Below are 16,255 nucleotides of genomic sequence, written 5' to 3' on the forward strand. Positions count from 1 at the left end.
ATGACTGAACCAGACGACACACAAGCGCTAGCAGAGCGGATCGCAACTGCGGTAAAGGAACGAGCGACAGGCGACGACACGTCCCGACGGCAGTTCCTGAGTCGCTCAGCGGTGGTCGGGGGCTCGCTCCTGGCACTCGGGGGCGGCACGGGCTTTGCCATGGGGCAGGAGTCAGACGAAGCCGACGCCGCCGAGGAAATGACAGCATCGTTCGATGACGTCGAGGGGACGGACATCGATGTCGTGAACTACGCCCTCACGCTCGAACATCTCGAAAACGCGTTCTACCGGGAAGGGTTGGAGATGTTCGACCGTTCAGACTTCGAGGAGGCCGACATCGTGCAGGACTACAGTACCGAGTTCGGGCAGTCGGTGTACACGAGCATCGAGGTCATCGGGGAGCACGAAGCGAGCCACGCCGGGGTGCTCAGTGAGGCGGTCAGTCTCCTCGGCGGTGAACCGGCCGGCGAAGCCACGTACGACTTCGGCGTCGAGACCGTCGGGGACTTCCTCGCGGTGGCACAGGTGCTAGAAAACACCGGCGTCTCTGCGTACGCCGGTGCCGCACCGTTCATCGAGAGCCCGGACCTGCAAAGCGCCGCGCTCTCGATTCACAGCGTCGAAGCCCGCCACGCGGCCTTCCTGAACACTATCAACGGCGAAACTCCCTTCCCGAACGCCTACGACCCGGCGCTCTCACAAGACGAAGTCCTCTCGGCCGCCGGCCAGTTCATCCAGTCGGACGGGTAACCTACCCAGGGGGTCCCGACGGTCGTGAGAGGGCCGTCTCGTCACCATGGCATCCCGCCGCCATGGGTTTCGGGCCGGATACTCGCCCCGCCGCCCTGACGTATTGGGCGACAGACATGTACACCCGTGTCCAGTTCTGAACGGCCATTACTGTTCAAGATATGAAATGTGGGATGTGACGAAAACCGACGGACGGCGGGCGAGCCGAACCCTCCGACAACGGAAAGAAGCGGCCGTGAACGTTCCGGTATCGCTATAAGGGATGAATCTGTATTTTCGAATATGCCCCATATTTGTCGGAACTGCAAGCGGACCTTTAGCACAGAGCTCGAACTCGAACTCCACCGAGATACATGCTCGGACGGCCAGCTCTACTGCGACGAATGCGGTGACCGGTTCACGGAGCGAGCGGCCACGGAAGACGGCTGGCACTATCGATGTCCGAATGACGACTGTGACGGAAGCGGCATCGACGACGACATCCACAAAGTATCGGACGCACGCGTAACCAAACAGTAAGCTGGCAGGAAGAACAAACTGGGCCGGCAGTAATACGGACTGTACTGTCGGAAAACACGTTGCATACCTGTTCAGTTGGCCAACAGATATAAATACACGTCTACCAAATCGATGCGGAGGTGACAGACCCAGATCGTCGTTCAGATCGCCTGCCAGCCGTTATTCAGGGAGTCGGGGGGCTGCTCCTGGTTGGAGGTGTTGGCAACTATTTTTATTTCTCTGATCCGGGAGTTCAATCCCTTTTCACGGCCGATTTCGTGGTCAGCATGCTGGCAGTCGTGCCGTTTGCAGCGGCGATCATCGTCGGCGGATTCTGGCTCGATAGCTCGAAGATCGATCCGGACCACTATCGGCGTATCGGCGTCTGGTTCACAGGGGGACTCATCTGTTTCCTGCTGTTGAATGTCGTGATGATTCTGACGTGGCCGACGGGGTCACTGGGTGATGACGTCGGATGGGGGCTGTTCGCTGCTATTGTCGGCGGCTTTGGTGGGCTCATGATGGGTATCTTCGAGGCCCGGGCGATCTCGCGGGCCGTCGAGGCCGAGCGACAGCGGCTCCAGCGAGAAGCTGTCGAACAGCGAAACGAGCGCCTCGACGAGTTCGCGGCCGTGGTCGCACACGACCTCCGGAACCCGCTCAGCGTCGCTTCTGGTCGTCTCGAACTCGCACGGATGGACCGCGACTCGGAACACCTGGAGACGGCTGCAACGGCGATAGAGCGGATGGAGACACTCATCGACCGAACGCTGACGCTGGCCCGGAGCGGACACGTCATCAGCGACACTGAAGCCGTTGATCTCGCAGAACTGGTCGATGGCTGCTGGGACGCCGTGCCGACGGGGGACGCGGCGCTGGAAAACGAGGCGACAGCCGTCATCGATGCCGATCCTGATCGGCTCCGTCACCTGTTCGAGAACCTGTTTCGGAACGCCGTGGAGCATGGCTCCACGGGCAATCGGACACAGTCCGACGACAGTGCGGAACACGGTTCCACGCGCAGCCGGTCGGGGGCCGACGACACCATCGAACACGCTGGCGCTGACATGACGATCCGTGTCGGCGCGATGGAGGGTGGGTTTTACGTCGCCGATAACGGCTCGGGAATCCCGCCCGCCAAGCGCGATGCGGTGCTCGACGACGGCTACACCACCACGGACGACGAGGGCGGGCTAGGGCTGGCAATCGTCCAGCGCATCGTCGAAGCCCACGGCTGGGAAATCGACGTGACCGAAAGCGACGGAGGCGGGACGCGCTTCGAGATTACGGGCGTTACGATATCGGACAGCCCCGACGAGGACGGCTACACGCGGCCGAAGACCCCGGTACAGTCCTGACAGCTACGGCGGGGTGGCTGCTTACGCTTCGCGCCGCTGTGCGAGAGCGGCGATACGTCAGCACGCTCGGGCACAGACCGGCGCGTATCCGGTCGCCAGCGGCGGGATCTCGAACCCGACGACGGACCCAGTGGTCCGTTCCTCGGCGAAGTGACCCGTCGCGGGGAGCCGTGCGACGTCCCACGTCCAGCGGTACGGGGTACACGAGGTCACTTCGAACGGGAGCCACACCACGCCGGCAACGCGAACGCGGCCGGTCGTCCCGTCATCGATGTACCGGCTGTCTGTCTCGACGGCTGTGACCGACGGCCCCCAATCGGGCCAGGAACCGGTGTCTGTCAGGATATCCCACACGGTGTCGACCGGCGCAGCGACATCACGCCGGACGACCAGCCGCCGCCCGTCCGGTGTCTGTGCAAGTGAGACGCTGCTGCCGCCGAGTTCGAGTGCCATTATCAGAAGCAATAGGCTGGAGCCAAGGTATAGGTTAGTTCACTCACAACCACTCGCCAGATGATTGACGCCCGGGATATTCGAAAGGAGTACGGCGGTTTCGTCGCTGTACAGGGCAGTTCGTTTTCGGTCGACCGCGGCGAGGTGTTCGGTATCATCGGGCCGAACGGGGCCGGCAAGACGACGACGCTGAAGATGCTCGCGGGCCTGCTGGAGCCGACGAGCGGCTCGGCCGAAATAGCGGGCCTCGACACCGAGACTGCCGAGATGCGCCAGCAACTGGGCTTTCTCCCCGAGGAGTCGCCGCTGTACGAGGAGATGACCCCGATCTCCTACCTGAAATTCTTCGCCGATCTCTACGACGTTGATCCGGACGTGGCCGAGGAGCGGATGCACGACACGCTTGACGAACTGGAACTCGAACACCGAGACCGGAAGCTCGGCGATATGTCGAAAGGGATGAAGCGGAAGGTCGCAATCGCGCGCTCGCTCATCAACGACCCCGACGTGCTCATCTACGACGAACCGGCGTCGGGACTGGATCCGCTGACGACGAACTACGTCATCGAGTTCACGGAGCAGTTGGCCAAAGAGGGCAAGACCATCGTCTTCTCGGCACACAATCTCTTTCACGTCGAATCGATCTGTGACCGGGTCGTCATCATGAACGAGGGCGAGATCGTCGCCCGCGGCGACCTCGACGAACTCCAGGCCGAGTACGGCCACACCCGGTATCACGTCTACACGACCGTCGACGTCCCCGACGCGGTGCAGGAGAACGGGTCGTACAAGCGGGTCGTCGAGAGCATGGACGCCGTCGAAGCAACGCGTGAGCAGGCTGAATCGAACGGCGGTGACGTAGTCGACATCCGGACGGAGGAGTCCAGCCTGGAGGAGGTGTTCCTCAACGTCGCCGAGGCCGGGACCCGCGGCACGCGGTACGTCGAGGAGGACGCGGAGTAGATGCAACTCGACAAACTCCTGCGCGTCGCGAAGTGGGAGGTGACGAAAAACGCGGGCGGCGTGGACAAGCGAACCATCGTCGTGATGGCGCTTGCTCTCGTCGCGATGGGCGCGGTCGCCGCGATAGCCGTCAGCGGCGGCACTGGCGCGGGCATGGACGACGGCATCTACCGGATCGGCGTCGACGAGAGCAGCCCGTACTACGGCGTCGCGGCCGACGACCCGACCTTCGATATTCGCGAGCCGGACCCTGCAGCCGTCGAACGACGCCAGCAGGAACTCCTGTATCGAGGAACGACCCTCCAGAGCGTTCCACGGACGGCCAAGGAGCGGGCCGCGCTCGCCGAACTCCGCGACAGCACGGCGCAGTACAACGACCGGACGCTCGCCCGGGACGACAACGGGACCGCCGCGTTCCCGGTGTCCGTGACGCTCGTCTACGAGCAGCAGTCGGGGAGCAGCCAGCTCGACCCCCGAGGCGACGACGGCAGTGACGGGTCGGGTTCCTCGGACGGCGGCTCCGGCACCTCGGACGGCGGCTCCGGCACCTCGGACAGCGGCGATTCGAGCACCGGCGGCAGCGGCGACGGTTCAGACACCGATACGGCCGGCGGTAGCGGCGATGGGTCCACAGTCAGCAGTGACGGCGGAACCGCCGGCGGCAGCGGCGCGAACCTCGGCGCTATCGGCGCGCGGCTGACCGGCGACGTGCAGGGTGGCACCCCATCGGACATCTCGCCGCCGTTCCCCTTCGAGTCGCTCGTGCTCGCCTTCCTCTACATCGTACCGATGAACTTCGTCATCCAGGCCTACGGCTCGTCGATGCTCTCCGAACGGCTCAACCGCCGCGGCGAGCTCTTGCTGGTGACGCCCGCCTCCCGCGGGGACATCATCGGCGGGAAGACGCTCCCGTACTTCCTGGGTGCCGTCGGCGTGGCGACGCTCATCACCGCGGCGTTGCGGTTCGGCAACATCGCGCCGGCGGGGAGCTACGTCGCGGTGCTGGCGGTCGTCCCGCTCGTGGTTCTGTTCCTCTCGGCGACGTTCTGCGGGGCGATGTTCGCCCGCTCGTTCAAGGAACTCACCTTCGTCACAGTGACGATAACGGTGACGCTGACCTCCTACGCGTTCGTGCCGGCCATCTTCACTGACGTGACGCCGATCGCGCTCATCTCGCCGCTGACGCTGGTCGTGCTCGACCTGACCGGCCAGTCGGTCGGGCTCTCGTCGTTCGTGTTCTCGGTGACGCCGCCGCTGCTGACCGGGCTGGTGCTGTTTGGCCTGGGAGCCGGCCTCTACAGGGAAGAGGACATGTTCACCCAGCGGCCCATCCCGCTGAAGGTGCTCGACGCGCTGGCAGGGCGCATCAAGACCCGCAAGAGCGCGCTGAAAATGAGTATTATACTGCTGCCGCTGGTCATCGTCGCCGAACTGGCGGCCGTCGCGTTCCTGTTCGTCCTCGACTCGGTGTCGCTGAACGTCTTCGGGACGAACCAGTCGCTCGGCATCGTGCTGGTGCTCGGCGTCATCGTCATCGTTGAGGAACTGGCAAAGAGCCTGCACCTCTACGCCGGCTACGAGCACGCCCGCTACGAGCGGACGCTCCGGTCGGCGCTCGGCGTCGGTGCGCTCTCCGGCCTCGGCTTCTTCATCGGAGAGAAAGGCCTGCTTATCGCCAGGCTGTCCGACCTGGAGAGTCTCCCAATCGGCGAAGCCGCCCTGCAGGGCGCGACGCTACCGGCTGGCCTGCCGCTGTGGGCTGCTGCCCTGCTGTTCACGCTCCCGTTGGCACTGCACACGGTGACGGCCGCGATATCCTCCGTCGGGGCGAGCCGCGGTCGCCGGGCGTACCTCGGCGGCCTTGGATTGGCTATCGTCATTCACTTCGCCTACAACTTCGCGGTGGTGAGTACCCTTGTCTGAGCGCCCCATCTGGCGCGACCCGCGGGTCGTCGTGGCCCGACGGGACATCCGGTCGCTGTCCCGCGAGAAGACCATCGTGCTGGCGTTGCTCATTCAGCTGTTCGTCGCCGGGTTCTCCTCGTTTCTCGTCGTCGGCCTCACGTCGCTGTACGATCCAGGATCGGTCGCGGCCGGCGAGGTAGAGATGGCTGTCACCGGTGACGCGCGAGAGGAACTGGAGGCCGCGGCCGCCGAACAGGACGGCACGAGCGTCACCGCCTTCGAGAGCGAGGCCGCCGCACAGCGGGCGTTCGACCAGCGCCGGGTAGATGCGATACTGCGCGGCGAGTACGCACCGTCGACGCGCGGGCCAGGGGAGCAGATAGCGGTCACCGCTGTCGTGCCGGAGGGGAGCATTCGGTCGACCCTCATCGTCGTCGAGGTGCGCCGGGTCCTCAGTGCACTGGAGCGCCAGGAGCGGATCGAGCGGACGCCGTATCTCGACCAGCCGCCCGTACCGCTCCCCGACACCGTCAGCGCGAGCCAGTACTTCGGGTTCACCTACACCATCCTGATTCCGCTGCTGCTGTTCCTCCCGCCCTTTATCAGCGGCTCGGTGGCCGTCGACACCGTCACCGAGGAGATCGAACGCGGCACGATGGAACTGCTCCGCGTAGCCCCGGTGTCGCTGCTTGACATCATCGACGGGAAGGCGCTGGGGATGGTGTTGCTGGCCCCGGCACAGGTGCTACTGTGGCTCGGGCTGCTGTCCACGAACGGCATCGCCGTCTCGAACCCGGCGGCAATCTTGCTGTTCATCACGGCTGTCACCGTCGTCGTCGTGACGCTCGGGGTCGTGCTGGGCATCATGCTCCGGAACCGTCGCCCGGCCCAGTTGCTGTTCTCCGTGCTCACCCTCGTGCTGTTCGGCGGGGCCGTGCTCCTTCCGGAGCATCCGGCGACCACAGTGGCGAAGTTGGCCGTTGACAGCCCGACACTGCTGACCTACGGCCACGTCGGCGGCGCGGTCTTGCTGGCAATTGCCGGCTACGCCGCAGCCAGGCTGTACATCGGTCGGGTCGCGGCGGAAGCGCTGTAGCCGACGCCGCCCTTTTTTCGCCGGCGCGCCCGCGGATCAGAGCATGGAGTACACGACACTCGGGTCGACTGGCATGGAAGTCAGCCGGCTCTGTCTGGGCTGTATGAGCTTCGGAACCTCTGAGTGGCGCGACTGGGTGCTCGACGAGGACGAGAGCCGCGAGGTCATCGAGCGGGCCATCGACCTCGGCATCAACTTCTTCGATACGGCCAACATGTACTCGATGGGCGAGTCCGAGCGCGTCGTCGGGACCGTTCTCGACGACTACGACCGCGACAGCCAGGTCGTGGCGACGAAGGGCTACTTCCAGATGGACGAGGAAAACCCAAACTCAGGGGGGCTCTCGCGGAAGGCAATCGAGCAGGAACTGTCGAACTCGCTTTCCCGGCTCGGGATGGACACCGTGGACCTCTACCAGATTCACCGCTGGGACTACGACACGCCCATCGAGCAGACGCTCCGGGCGCTTGACGATGCCGTCCGGCGAGGGCAGGCGCGCTACGTCGGCGCGTCGTCGATGTGGGCCCACCAGTTCGCCGACTCCTTGCGGACGAGCGAGCGCGAGGGGTTGGAGCGGTTCGCGACGATGCAGAACCACTACAACCTCCTGTACCGGGAGGAGGAACGCGAGATGCTGCCGCTGTGTGAGAAGGAGAGCGTCGGCGTCATGCCGTGGAGCCCGCTGGCCCGGGGCTATCTCACCCGGCCGCACGAACAGGTCGAGGAGACGGTCCGGGGCGAGACGGACGACCACGCCCGCGAACATCCCTACTACGAAGGGAACGGGTACGAGGTCAACAAGCGCGTGCAGGAACTGGCCGACGAGTACGACGCCTCGATGGCCCAGATCGCGCTAGCCTGGGTACTGGACAAGGAGTGGGTCGACGCACCGATTATCGGGACGAGTAGCCTCGAACACCTCGAAGAAGCCGTCGCGGCGCTTGAGATAGACCTCTCGGCGAGCGACGTAGCATGGCTGGAAGACCCCTACGAGCCAGTTCGGGTGTCTGGCCACGAGTAGCGATCCCGGCTACGGGCGTTCCCGGATACCGGCCACCGCTGTCTCCGAACAACAGGATCTCGCGGAACAGGCGATAGATCCGCCGAAACCGTTAATACCTCGTCTGATGTAGCTTTACTTTGAGGATAGATAACAATGAACAGTCGCCGGAAGACAGCCGGCGAACGGCCCGAAGAGGCGACGTGTAGCGATACCTGCGTCTGCTCGATAGGCAACGCGGTCGAGCACTACGTGACCGGGATACTGGGGCTGGTCGCGACACTCGTCATCGGTGTGCAGGCCTATCCGTGGCTCCAGTCCGTCGCCGAGGCCATGTCGTATCTCGGTTCGACGTGGCTGGTGTTCAGTTTCGCCGCGGTCTGGCTCGTCTGCTGGACCGCCCTAGAGGTGGCCTGGGAGTGGCGTGCCGGCCGAGTACACCTGCGGTAGCGGGAGTCAGCCGCGAACGTCGGCCGCGATTCGCTGGATCTTCGTGAAGTCGTCGTCGGAGTAGGCGATGAGTCGCACGTCCGTCAGGGAGTCGGGCTGGAACCCGCTGATCTCCTCGCAGATGATTCGGACGCCGTCCTCGAAGTCGAACCCGGCGATGCCACATCCCAGCGCTGGGAGTACCAGTGACTCACAGTCCAGCGCGTCCGCTTCCGCAAGTGCGTTCCGGGTGGCGTTTCGAATGCTCTCGGCGGTGGACTGCCCGCCCGGCGGCATCGCGGCGGCGTGGATGACGTACTCGGCGTTGAGGTCGTAGGCGTCGGTCGTCGCGACGCCGCCGAGGTCCACTGGCCCCTTCGCGACAGCCTCGTCGTTCAGCCCCGACCCGGCAGCCCGTTTGAGCGCCCCGGCGACGCCAGAGCCCATTTGCAAGCTCGTGTTGGCCGCGTTGACCAGTGCGTCCGCCGACTGTGCAGCGATGTCGCCCTGGATAACCTCGAACTCCATGGTCGAACAGACGGGCGAATCAGCCAAAGTTCTAGCGGCGGCCCCACGGAGCCGGCGGCTGTCGCCCCACTGTCACCGGTTCTCACGTCAGGCAGAAACCTGTCTGGCCCTTACTAACAGACATGGACCTGCTGACGATGACGTGGCGGGACGTGGGGTTCATGCACTGGCCGGTCGAGCCCGAAACCGTCGAGGCGACGCTGCCCGACGGACTCGCAGTCGACACGTACGACGGGCAGGCGTGGCTCAGTGTGGTCCCGTTCCAAATGGCGGATATCAGGCCGCGTGGCAGCCCTATCGGACGGTCATTCGGCGAACTGAACCTCCGTACCTACGTGATCGCCGACGGGACGCCGGGGGTGTACTTCTACAACCTCGATGCCGACGACCGCCTCAGCGTCACGCTGGCCCGGCGGCTGTTCCAGTTGTCGTACTACCGCGCGTCGATTCGGATACGCGCCGACGGCGACAGCGTCGAGTTCCGCAGTCGCCGGACCAGTGCACGCGCACCGCCGGCGGATTTCCATGCCACTTACGAGCCGACGGAACCGCCGTCGACACCCGAGCCGGGGTCGCTGGAATCGTTCCTGGTGGAGCGCTATCGATTCTACGCTGCAAGCGACGACGGGACGGTGTATTACGCCGACATCGACCACGAGCCGTGGCCGCTACAGTCCGGGCGAGCCGACATCCGGACGAACGGGCTGTTCGCCGCATCAGGGTTCGACAGACCGGACGGCGAGCCACTCGTCCACTACTGCGCCGAGATCCCGGTGACCGCTGGGCGGCTCCACCGGCTCGACGGGGTCGCCCAGTACACTCAATAGCGTGTCGGCCCCAGTGACGGTGTGGTCGCCCTCCGTCCGCTGCAGGTCACGCTCAAGGACGTGTGCTTCTGTCACTGGCCGGTCTCCGAGACAGCAGTGGTGGCGGCAGTCCCCGACTGGCTCACTGTCGAGACGGCCGACGGCGACGCCTGGGTGTCGGCCGTCGCGGCGACCGTCGACCGCGTCGAGACGTTCGGTGTCGAGGTCGCCGGGCCGTCGGAGTTGCTCACGGTTCGGACTTACGTCCGCGGGCCGACCGGCGAGCGGGGGGTCTGCGTGCTGGCGCTGTTCGGCGACGACAGGCGGACAACGACGGCGGTCTCGGAGCTGTTTCGCGTCACGGTCGGCGATGCCGTCCCGCGGTCGCTCCCGACGGCTGACCGCCGCCGGGTCCTCGATACCGGCCAGCGGCGGCTGTTCGAGTGTCGGTACACGGCTGAGGGTACCCCGGTAGCCGTCCCGCCGGATTCGCTGGCCTCGTTTCTCGTCGACCGGCAGCGGTACTTCACGACCGGTCGATTCGGAACGCGTCTCGTCGGCAGTGTGGGACACGACCCGTGGCGACTCGACCGTGTCGACGCCACCGTGACCGGGTCGCCGTTTCCACTGGTTGACATATCGGCACACGCCTCGGACCCGCTGGTCCACCACAGCCCCGGGCTCCGCGTATCGATTGCCCCGCCGGTGCCGCGCTAGCGGGGTCTTGCGGTCGACCCGGCTCCCTTGAAATATAAGTACGGACAGACCGTTGGGGGGACAAGGAACCCCCCGCCCACATGACATCTGGAAACAACATACGGACGCTTGTCGTCGACGACAGCGATTTTTTCGCGGAGATGACCGCCGATACGCTCACGCAGCAACACGGCATCGATTCTGTTGCCGCAAACAGCGCCAAAGAAGCGCTGGACCGACTCGACGGGGGCGGGTTCGACTGTATCGTCAGCGACTACGAAATGCCCGAGATGGACGGGCTAGAACTCCTTGACGAGATCAGAGAGACGCACCCGTCTATCCCGTTCATTCTGTTGACCGGGCGGGGGGACGAGGAGACGGCGAGTGCGGCTATCGCGGCGGGTGTCGCCGACTACCTCCTGAAACTCGAAGTCGTCGAGGACAAACAGTACGGTCGGCTGGCAAACCGCATCGAGAACGTCGTGTCCCAGGAGCGGACCCGCAAGAAGTTCGAGTCGCTCGTGTCGGACTCGCCGGACGGGATCGTCCACCTGACGACTGACGGGACCATCCTCTCGGTGAACCCCTCGATGGCAGACAGACTGGGTGACGACCCCGACGCGCTCGTCGGTCGGAAACTGGGCGAGGTGATGGACAGCGAGGCGGCCAGCCAGCGTCTCGAAGCCGGTAAAAACGCGGTCGACAACGGGGCTGCGACACGGTCTGAGGACGCCGTCGGGGAGCGACATTACCATAACCAGTATATTCCCGTGGACAGCCATCGCAAGGCGGAGACGTTCCAGTTGGTCTCACGGGACATCACCGAACGCGTCGAACGCCAGCGCGAACTGGAGCGCCAGAACGAGCGACTGGAGGAGTTCGCCAGCGTCGTCAGCCACGACCTCCGGAACCCGCTGAACGTCGCCCAGGGCGCGGTCGACCTGCTTGCGGAACCCGACGATAGCGACGAGGCGGAACTGGTCGCCAAGATAGACCGGTCGCTGGACCGGATGGGCTGTATCATCGAGGACGTGCTCGCGCTGGCGCGGCAGGGTCGAACTGTCAGCGATCCACAGGAGACGGAGCTATCGACGCTGGCCTCGACCGCATGGACCTGGATCGAGGCGGAACAGTCCTCGATGTCGGTCGAATCGAGCGCGGAACTCGCGGCCGACAGCGGCCGCGTTCAGGACCTGCTGGCGAACCTGTTTCGTAACGCCATCGAACACAACGACGGCGAGGTCGAGATCGAGGTCGGCCTGCTGGAGTCACGGGACGGCTTCTACATTGCTGACAACGGCGCAGGCGTCGACGGCGACGCCAACGACGTGTTCGAGATGGGATATTCCTCGACGGCGGACGGAACCGGGTTCGGGCTGGCTATCGTCGAGCAGGTCGCCGAGGCCCACGGCTGGGAGGTGTCGCTGACGGAAAGCGACAGCGGCGGGGCGTGTTTCGAGGTAACGGACGTCGAACTGCACGACTGAGACGGACTTTTCACTGCCGGGTCCCGAGTGGTGGTAATGACAGTCGAGGGGGTCATCGTCGACCTGGACGGAACGGTGTATCACGGCGACACGCTGTTGCCGGGCGCGGCATCGGCAATCGACACGTTCAGAGCACGAGGTTTGGAACTCTGTTTCTTTTCGAACAATCCCATCCACGACGGGAGCGAGTACGTCGAGCGCCTGCAGGGGATGGGCATCGACGCCCGCGAGGGCGAGGCCTGTTCCTCCGGCGTCGTCACCCGCGAGTATCTCAACGGGACCCACGCGGGGGACAACGTGTTCGTCATCGGGAGCGACCAGCTCCGCGGACTGGTCGAGGGGACGAACGCACGCCTTGTCGAGGACCCCGCTGAAACCGACGTGTTACTGGCGTCCTGGACCGACAGCTTCCACTACAGCGACATGGTCGACGCGCTCCGGGCCGTCGACGACGAGACCGTCTTTCTCGGGACCGACCCGGACCGGACGTTCCCCGGCGAGGACGGCGATCCGGTCCCCGGTTCCGGGGCCATAATCAACGCCGTCGCTGGCGTCATCGAGCAGGATCCGGACCGGATACTCGGCAAGCCCTCAGAGATTGCCGTCCAGGCGGCGCTGGAGCGGCTGGACTGTGCGCCGGCGGATTGTATCATCGTCGGTGACCGGCTGGAGACTGACATCGCGATGGGCGAACGGAACGGAATGACGACCGTTCTCGTCCGGACAGGCGTGTCCAACGAGCGGTCGCTGGAACGGAGTGCAGTGACGCCTGACTACGTCATCGATTCGCTTGCGGACATCGAAGAAGTGCTGGCTGGCCTCGATGTGTGACACAGGACTGGTAATTCACCTGCGGCTTTATTTCGACGGCAACCGTAGCGCTCACTGGTGTTCCCAATGGGCAAAGACATCCTCATGATCGTCGGCGATTTCGGCGAAGACTACGAGATAATGGTGCCGTTCCAGGCGCTGCAGATGGTCGGCCACGAGGTCGACGCGGTGTGTCCCGACAAGGAGGCCGAAGAGACGATCAAGACAGCGATACACGACTTCCGGGGCGATCAGACCTACATGGAGTCCCGCGGTCACGACTTCGTCCTGAACGCGACGATGGCCGACGTGACACCCAGCGACTACGACGCGCTGTGCGTCCCCGGCGGTCGCGCCCCCGAGTATCTCCGGACGTACGACGCGGTCCTCGACGCGGTACGGCACTTCTTCGAGGAAGACAAGCCCGTGGCGGCGCTGTGTCACGGCCCGCAGATCCTCGCCGCCGCCGACGTACTGGACGGCTACGAGATGACGTCGTACCCGGCCTGTCGCGCCGAATGCGAGGCCGCTGGCTGCTCGTGGGTCGACGAGGTGGTCACCGACGGCAACCTCGTCACCGGCCAGGCCTGGCCCGACCACCCCGAGTGGCTCGCGCAGTTCATGGACCTGCTCGGGGACGAAGTGTCCCACGGCGACCCGATCCCGGCCGATGATTGAGCCTCCTCGTCAGCCGAACTACGGAGGATTGAGGGATTCATAACAAACAAATAACGCGGGCGTTTCTCTCCGTTGAGGCGGGTGGGTTCTGGCATAGTGCACCACTGAGTTCTCCCGCCTCGTTTTGCGATATCTCCGTTGTAGCTATCGACAGGGTAGCACCAGATTTGTTACACAGGGGCACGAAACGTTGGCTGCAATGCCCTCCAACACCTCGACGCCGGACGACCGCGGCTGTCCGAAATGCGGTCACACCGGCACTGACGTGGGTAGCATCTCGACCACCGGCGGCGGCCTCTCGAAGATGTTCGACATCCAGACCAACCAGTTCCAGGTCGTGACGTGTACGAACTGCGGCTACTCGGAGCTGTACCGGGACACCGGGTCCGCGGGCAGTGACCTGGCGGACATCTTCCTCGGCTGACGATGCCCGCCGTGACCGGGCTGTTCCTCGTGGTCCTGCTGCTCGCGCTGGCCGCGCCGCTGGCCCTGTATGTGCTGGTCCGGAGCGAACACGACCAGCGCGTCGAGACAGACCGCGAAACAGCCGAACGGCTGGCGCGGCGCGATACGGACGACGAGCGCCGGCCTCGGTGACCAGCCTGGGATCCTCACACCGCTCGTACAGATCAGGCGTTCTCGAACCACCACACACAGCCCCAACAACACGCGGCTACAGCAACGTCGCAGCCTTCGAATAAACTCAAAACAATGGGAAAGTGTCCCGATGTCGAACCTTTTATACTAATTCTCGCACAACGTCCGGCCATGGTTGACAAAGAAGAACTCCGCTCGCAGTTCGTCGAGGCGTTCGAGGAAGCAGACTACCCGATCTCTAGCCCGATGGACCTCGTTCCGGCGCTCCCGAGTGGCCCGTCGACGAAGTTCGAATCCGGCGACTTCTCGATGACGGCGATGGAACTGAACACGAAACTCGACGGGGAGTTTCCCTACGACAGCGTTGATGAGTTCGTCGACGATGTCATGGCCTCGCTCGAAGACCAGGACCTCATCTGAGCGGGTTCAGATCGGGGACGCCCTTGTCGCTGGTTTCGCGCCACGATCCGCGATACTCCCAGTGAGTCAGTAGCCGTCCCCGCCAGACCCTTGAGGTTTATCAGGGCAACGTCCCTAGCCAGGGTATGGTCGGTTTGCCGGGGATTGAGACGCTCGTTCGGACGTTCGGACCGTTTCTCATTCCCGCGACGCTGTTCGTTCTGGGTGCCATCGGCTATCTGTTCCTGTGGCTCCTCACCCGGCACCGGCGAGAAACGTACGCTGCTGACGAGCGATAACGGTCGACCGGTTCTGAGCGCCGCGTACAAAGTTGTTGGAACCGCCAATCTTTTGGGTTAGATTCGTCTAATTTGGTGTATGTTGAGTGCCAAGATGGAGGATTATCTGAAGGCAATCTATCGTCTGGAGCGGGACGGCGACCCGCCGATTTCCCCGTCTACTATCGCCGAGATGCTGGACGTTACGGCACCGACGGTCACCAGTATGGTCGAGAAACTGGCCGACCGCGGGCTGATCGAACGCGAGAAGTACAAGGGAGTTCGGACGACGCCGGAAGGCGAGACGGTGGCCCTGGAGATCATCCGCCACCACCGCCTGCTCGAGACGTTTCTCACCGAGCAACTGGGCTACGACTGGGCTGAGGTCCACGAGGAAGCGGAGGTACTCGAACACCACATCAGCGAGGAGTTCGAGTCCCGGGTCGCGGCTGTCCTCGACGAGCCGGAGTTCGACCCCCACGGGGACCCGATCCCCAGCGACTCGCTTGACCCCATCGACGACGAGTCCGCGACGGCGCTGTCAGAACACGGTGAGGGCGGGCGACTCGAAGTCGCACGGGTCCGTGACCGTGACCCGGACGAACTCACGTATCTCTCCGACGCCGGTATCACACCGGGAACCGTGCTGACCGTCGAGGAGGTCGCCCCTATCGGGATGGTGACGGTCCAGCTAGAGAGCGGGTCGTCCGTGTCGCTCCCGGACCGGATCGCCGACGCGATTCAGGTCCGTGCACCGGACACGCAGGGCGAAGACGGAGTGAGCCAGGCGTGAGCGACGCGACGTGGCTGACAGTGGTCGCGATAGCAGCCGGTGCGCAGCTTGCGGTCCTCCCCGGCGAGAAAGTCCAGTTCATCATCGCCGGCCTGTCGACGCGGTTCAATCCGTTCCTCGTCGTCAGCGCCGCGGGGACGGCCTTCGCCGGCTGGACGGCGCTGGAGATCTGGTTCGGCTCAGCGATCACGTCGGTACTGCCCGGTATCGTCCTCGAAAGCCTCACCGCCGGGATGTTCCTGCTGTTTGCGATACTGCTGCTCCACAGTGCCCCGGGAGCCAACGCAGAGCAACAGGAACCCGCGTCCGGTTTCACCACTGACGGCGGACAGCTAGACGTTCGCGTTCCCGTCGTCGACCGGCAAGTGCCGAACAGGCTCGGCGGATTCCTGCCCATCTTCGCGATGATGGCCTTCGGCGAGTTCGGCGACAAGACCCAGCTCATCACGATCACGCTTGCCGCCCAGTACAGCGCCCACGCCAGCGCGATCTGGACCGGCGAGATGCTTGCCATCATTCCGGTGAGCCTGGTGAACGCGCTGTTCTTCCACCGCTTTGCCCACCGCTTCGACCTTCGAACGGCCCACTTCGTCGGCGCGGGGCTGTTCCTGTTTTTCGCCGCGGATTTCGCTCTGAGTGTGACGATGGGGGTCTCGCTGTGGGAGACGATGGTCTCAGGTATCGCGGCGCAGATGGGCGTCTGAGACGCGCTGCGCTGTCACTTGGATGTG

At 64.4% G+C, this 16,255-nt stretch carries 21 protein-coding genes; 19 read left to right on the plus strand and 2 right to left on the minus strand.

Going from position 1 to position 16,255, the window contains the following annotated elements; translation table 11 throughout:
* From ACY9XZ_RS00100 to ACY9XZ_RS00110, 3 genes are all read left to right on the plus strand, one after another.
* Positions 1-750: a ferritin-like domain-containing protein gene (locus ACY9XZ_RS00100; RefSeq protein WP_463455075.1), complete on the plus strand. Its 750-nt coding sequence runs from the start codon at positions 1-3 to the stop codon at positions 748-750.
* A 282-nt stretch (positions 751-1,032) separates the two neighbouring features.
* On the plus strand, positions 1,033-1,269 hold the full coding sequence (locus ACY9XZ_RS00105; RefSeq protein ID WP_463455076.1) for a transcriptional regulator: 237 nt from the start codon (positions 1,033-1,035) through the stop codon (positions 1,267-1,269).
* Between the two features lie 266 nt (positions 1,270-1,535).
* On the plus strand, positions 1,536-2,606 hold the full coding sequence (locus tag ACY9XZ_RS00110; RefSeq protein ID WP_463455077.1) for a sensor histidine kinase: 1,071 nt from the start codon (positions 1,536-1,538) through the stop codon (positions 2,604-2,606).
* A 57-nt stretch (positions 2,607-2,663) separates the two neighbouring features.
* On the opposite strand, the gene ACY9XZ_RS00115 is transcribed toward ACY9XZ_RS00110, so the two are convergent.
* Complete coding sequence (locus ACY9XZ_RS00115) at positions 2,664-3,059, minus strand: SRPBCC family protein (RefSeq protein WP_463455078.1); 396 nt, start codon at positions 3,057-3,059, stop codon at positions 2,664-2,666.
* Positions 3,060-3,119: 60 nt separating this feature from the next.
* Between ACY9XZ_RS00115 and ACY9XZ_RS00120 the strand changes: the two genes are divergently transcribed.
* The 5 genes from ACY9XZ_RS00120 to ACY9XZ_RS00140 all read left to right on the plus strand — a co-directional run bounded on the left by ACY9XZ_RS00120 (position 3,120) and on the right by ACY9XZ_RS00140 (position 8,473).
* Complete coding sequence (locus tag ACY9XZ_RS00120) at positions 3,120-4,022, plus strand: ABC transporter ATP-binding protein (protein WP_306706003.1); 903 nt, start codon at positions 3,120-3,122, stop codon at positions 4,020-4,022.
* Complete coding sequence (locus ACY9XZ_RS00125) at positions 4,023-5,945, plus strand: PrsW family intramembrane metalloprotease (protein WP_463455079.1); 1,923 nt, start codon at positions 4,023-4,025, stop codon at positions 5,943-5,945.
* On the plus strand, positions 5,938-7,023 hold the full coding sequence (locus tag ACY9XZ_RS00130) for an ABC transporter permease (RefSeq protein WP_463455080.1): 1,086 nt from the start codon (positions 5,938-5,940) through the stop codon (positions 7,021-7,023). The genes ACY9XZ_RS00125 and ACY9XZ_RS00130 overlap by 8 nt, the downstream gene beginning before the upstream one ends.
* A 43-nt stretch (positions 7,024-7,066) precedes the next feature.
* Positions 7,067-8,044: an aldo/keto reductase gene (locus tag ACY9XZ_RS00135; RefSeq protein WP_463455081.1), complete on the plus strand. Its 978-nt coding sequence runs from the start codon at positions 7,067-7,069 to the stop codon at positions 8,042-8,044.
* 135 nt (positions 8,045-8,179) lie between these two features.
* Positions 8,180-8,473, plus strand: a complete 294-nt coding sequence (locus ACY9XZ_RS00140; protein ID WP_463455082.1) for a hypothetical protein — start codon at positions 8,180-8,182, stop codon at positions 8,471-8,473.
* 6 nt (positions 8,474-8,479) lie between these two features.
* Here the strand turns inward: ACY9XZ_RS00140 and ACY9XZ_RS00145 are convergent, their stop codons facing one another.
* Positions 8,480-8,980: a macro domain-containing protein gene (locus ACY9XZ_RS00145; RefSeq protein WP_463455083.1), complete on the minus strand. Its 501-nt coding sequence runs from the start codon at positions 8,978-8,980 to the stop codon at positions 8,480-8,482.
* Positions 8,981-9,102: 122 nt separating this feature from the next.
* Here ACY9XZ_RS00145 and ACY9XZ_RS00150 point away from each other — a divergent pair, with 122 nt between their 5' ends.
* The 11 genes from ACY9XZ_RS00150 to ACY9XZ_RS00200 all read left to right on the plus strand — a co-directional run bounded on the left by ACY9XZ_RS00150 (position 9,103) and on the right by ACY9XZ_RS00200 (position 16,228).
* A complete protein-coding gene (locus ACY9XZ_RS00150) occupies positions 9,103-9,807 on the plus strand; it encodes a YqjF family protein (protein ID WP_463455084.1) in 705 nt (234 codons plus the stop codon).
* Between the two features lie 21 nt (positions 9,808-9,828).
* Entirely contained in the window at positions 9,829-10,503 is a 675-nt protein-coding gene (locus ACY9XZ_RS00155; RefSeq protein WP_463455085.1) for a DUF2071 domain-containing protein, read from the plus strand.
* A gap of 80 nt (positions 10,504-10,583) precedes the next feature.
* Entirely contained in the window at positions 10,584-11,969 is a 1,386-nt protein-coding gene (locus ACY9XZ_RS00160; RefSeq protein WP_463455086.1) for an ATP-binding response regulator, read from the plus strand.
* 36 nt (positions 11,970-12,005) lie between these two features.
* Positions 12,006-12,800, plus strand: coding sequence for an HAD-IIA family hydrolase (locus ACY9XZ_RS00165; protein WP_463455087.1), 795 nt, complete (start codon positions 12,006-12,008; stop codon positions 12,798-12,800).
* Positions 12,801-12,866: 66 nt separating this feature from the next.
* Complete coding sequence (locus tag ACY9XZ_RS00170) at positions 12,867-13,457, plus strand: DJ-1/PfpI family protein (protein ID WP_463455088.1); 591 nt, start codon at positions 12,867-12,869, stop codon at positions 13,455-13,457.
* A gap of 199 nt (positions 13,458-13,656) precedes the next feature.
* A complete protein-coding gene (locus tag ACY9XZ_RS00175) occupies positions 13,657-13,881 on the plus strand; it encodes a zinc ribbon domain-containing protein (RefSeq protein WP_463455089.1) in 225 nt (74 codons plus the stop codon).
* Positions 13,882-13,883: 2 nt separating this feature from the next.
* Positions 13,884-14,054 carry a hypothetical protein gene (locus ACY9XZ_RS00180; protein WP_463455090.1) on the plus strand — a complete coding sequence of 57 codons (171 nt, stop codon included), beginning with the start codon at positions 13,884-13,886 and terminating at the stop codon, positions 14,052-14,054.
* Positions 14,055-14,225: 171 nt separating this feature from the next.
* The gene (locus tag ACY9XZ_RS00185) at positions 14,226-14,474 is read left to right on the plus strand and encodes an MTH865 family protein (protein ID WP_463455091.1); all 249 of its coding nucleotides are present in this window, start codon (positions 14,226-14,228) and stop codon (positions 14,472-14,474) included.
* 125 nt (positions 14,475-14,599) lie between these two features.
* Complete coding sequence (locus tag ACY9XZ_RS00190) at positions 14,600-14,752, plus strand: hypothetical protein (protein ID WP_463455092.1); 153 nt, start codon at positions 14,600-14,602, stop codon at positions 14,750-14,752.
* Between the two features lie 79 nt (positions 14,753-14,831).
* Positions 14,832-15,524, plus strand: a complete 693-nt coding sequence (locus ACY9XZ_RS00195; RefSeq protein ID WP_463455093.1) for a metal-dependent transcriptional regulator — start codon at positions 14,832-14,834, stop codon at positions 15,522-15,524.
* Positions 15,521-16,228, plus strand: a complete 708-nt coding sequence (locus tag ACY9XZ_RS00200) for a TMEM165/GDT1 family protein (protein ID WP_463455094.1) — start codon at positions 15,521-15,523, stop codon at positions 16,226-16,228. Before ACY9XZ_RS00195 ends, ACY9XZ_RS00200 begins: the two co-directional genes overlap by 4 nt.
* Positions 16,229-16,255 lie beyond the last annotated feature (27 nt).

The organism is Haloarcula sp. HT12 (genome assembly GCF_055271655.1).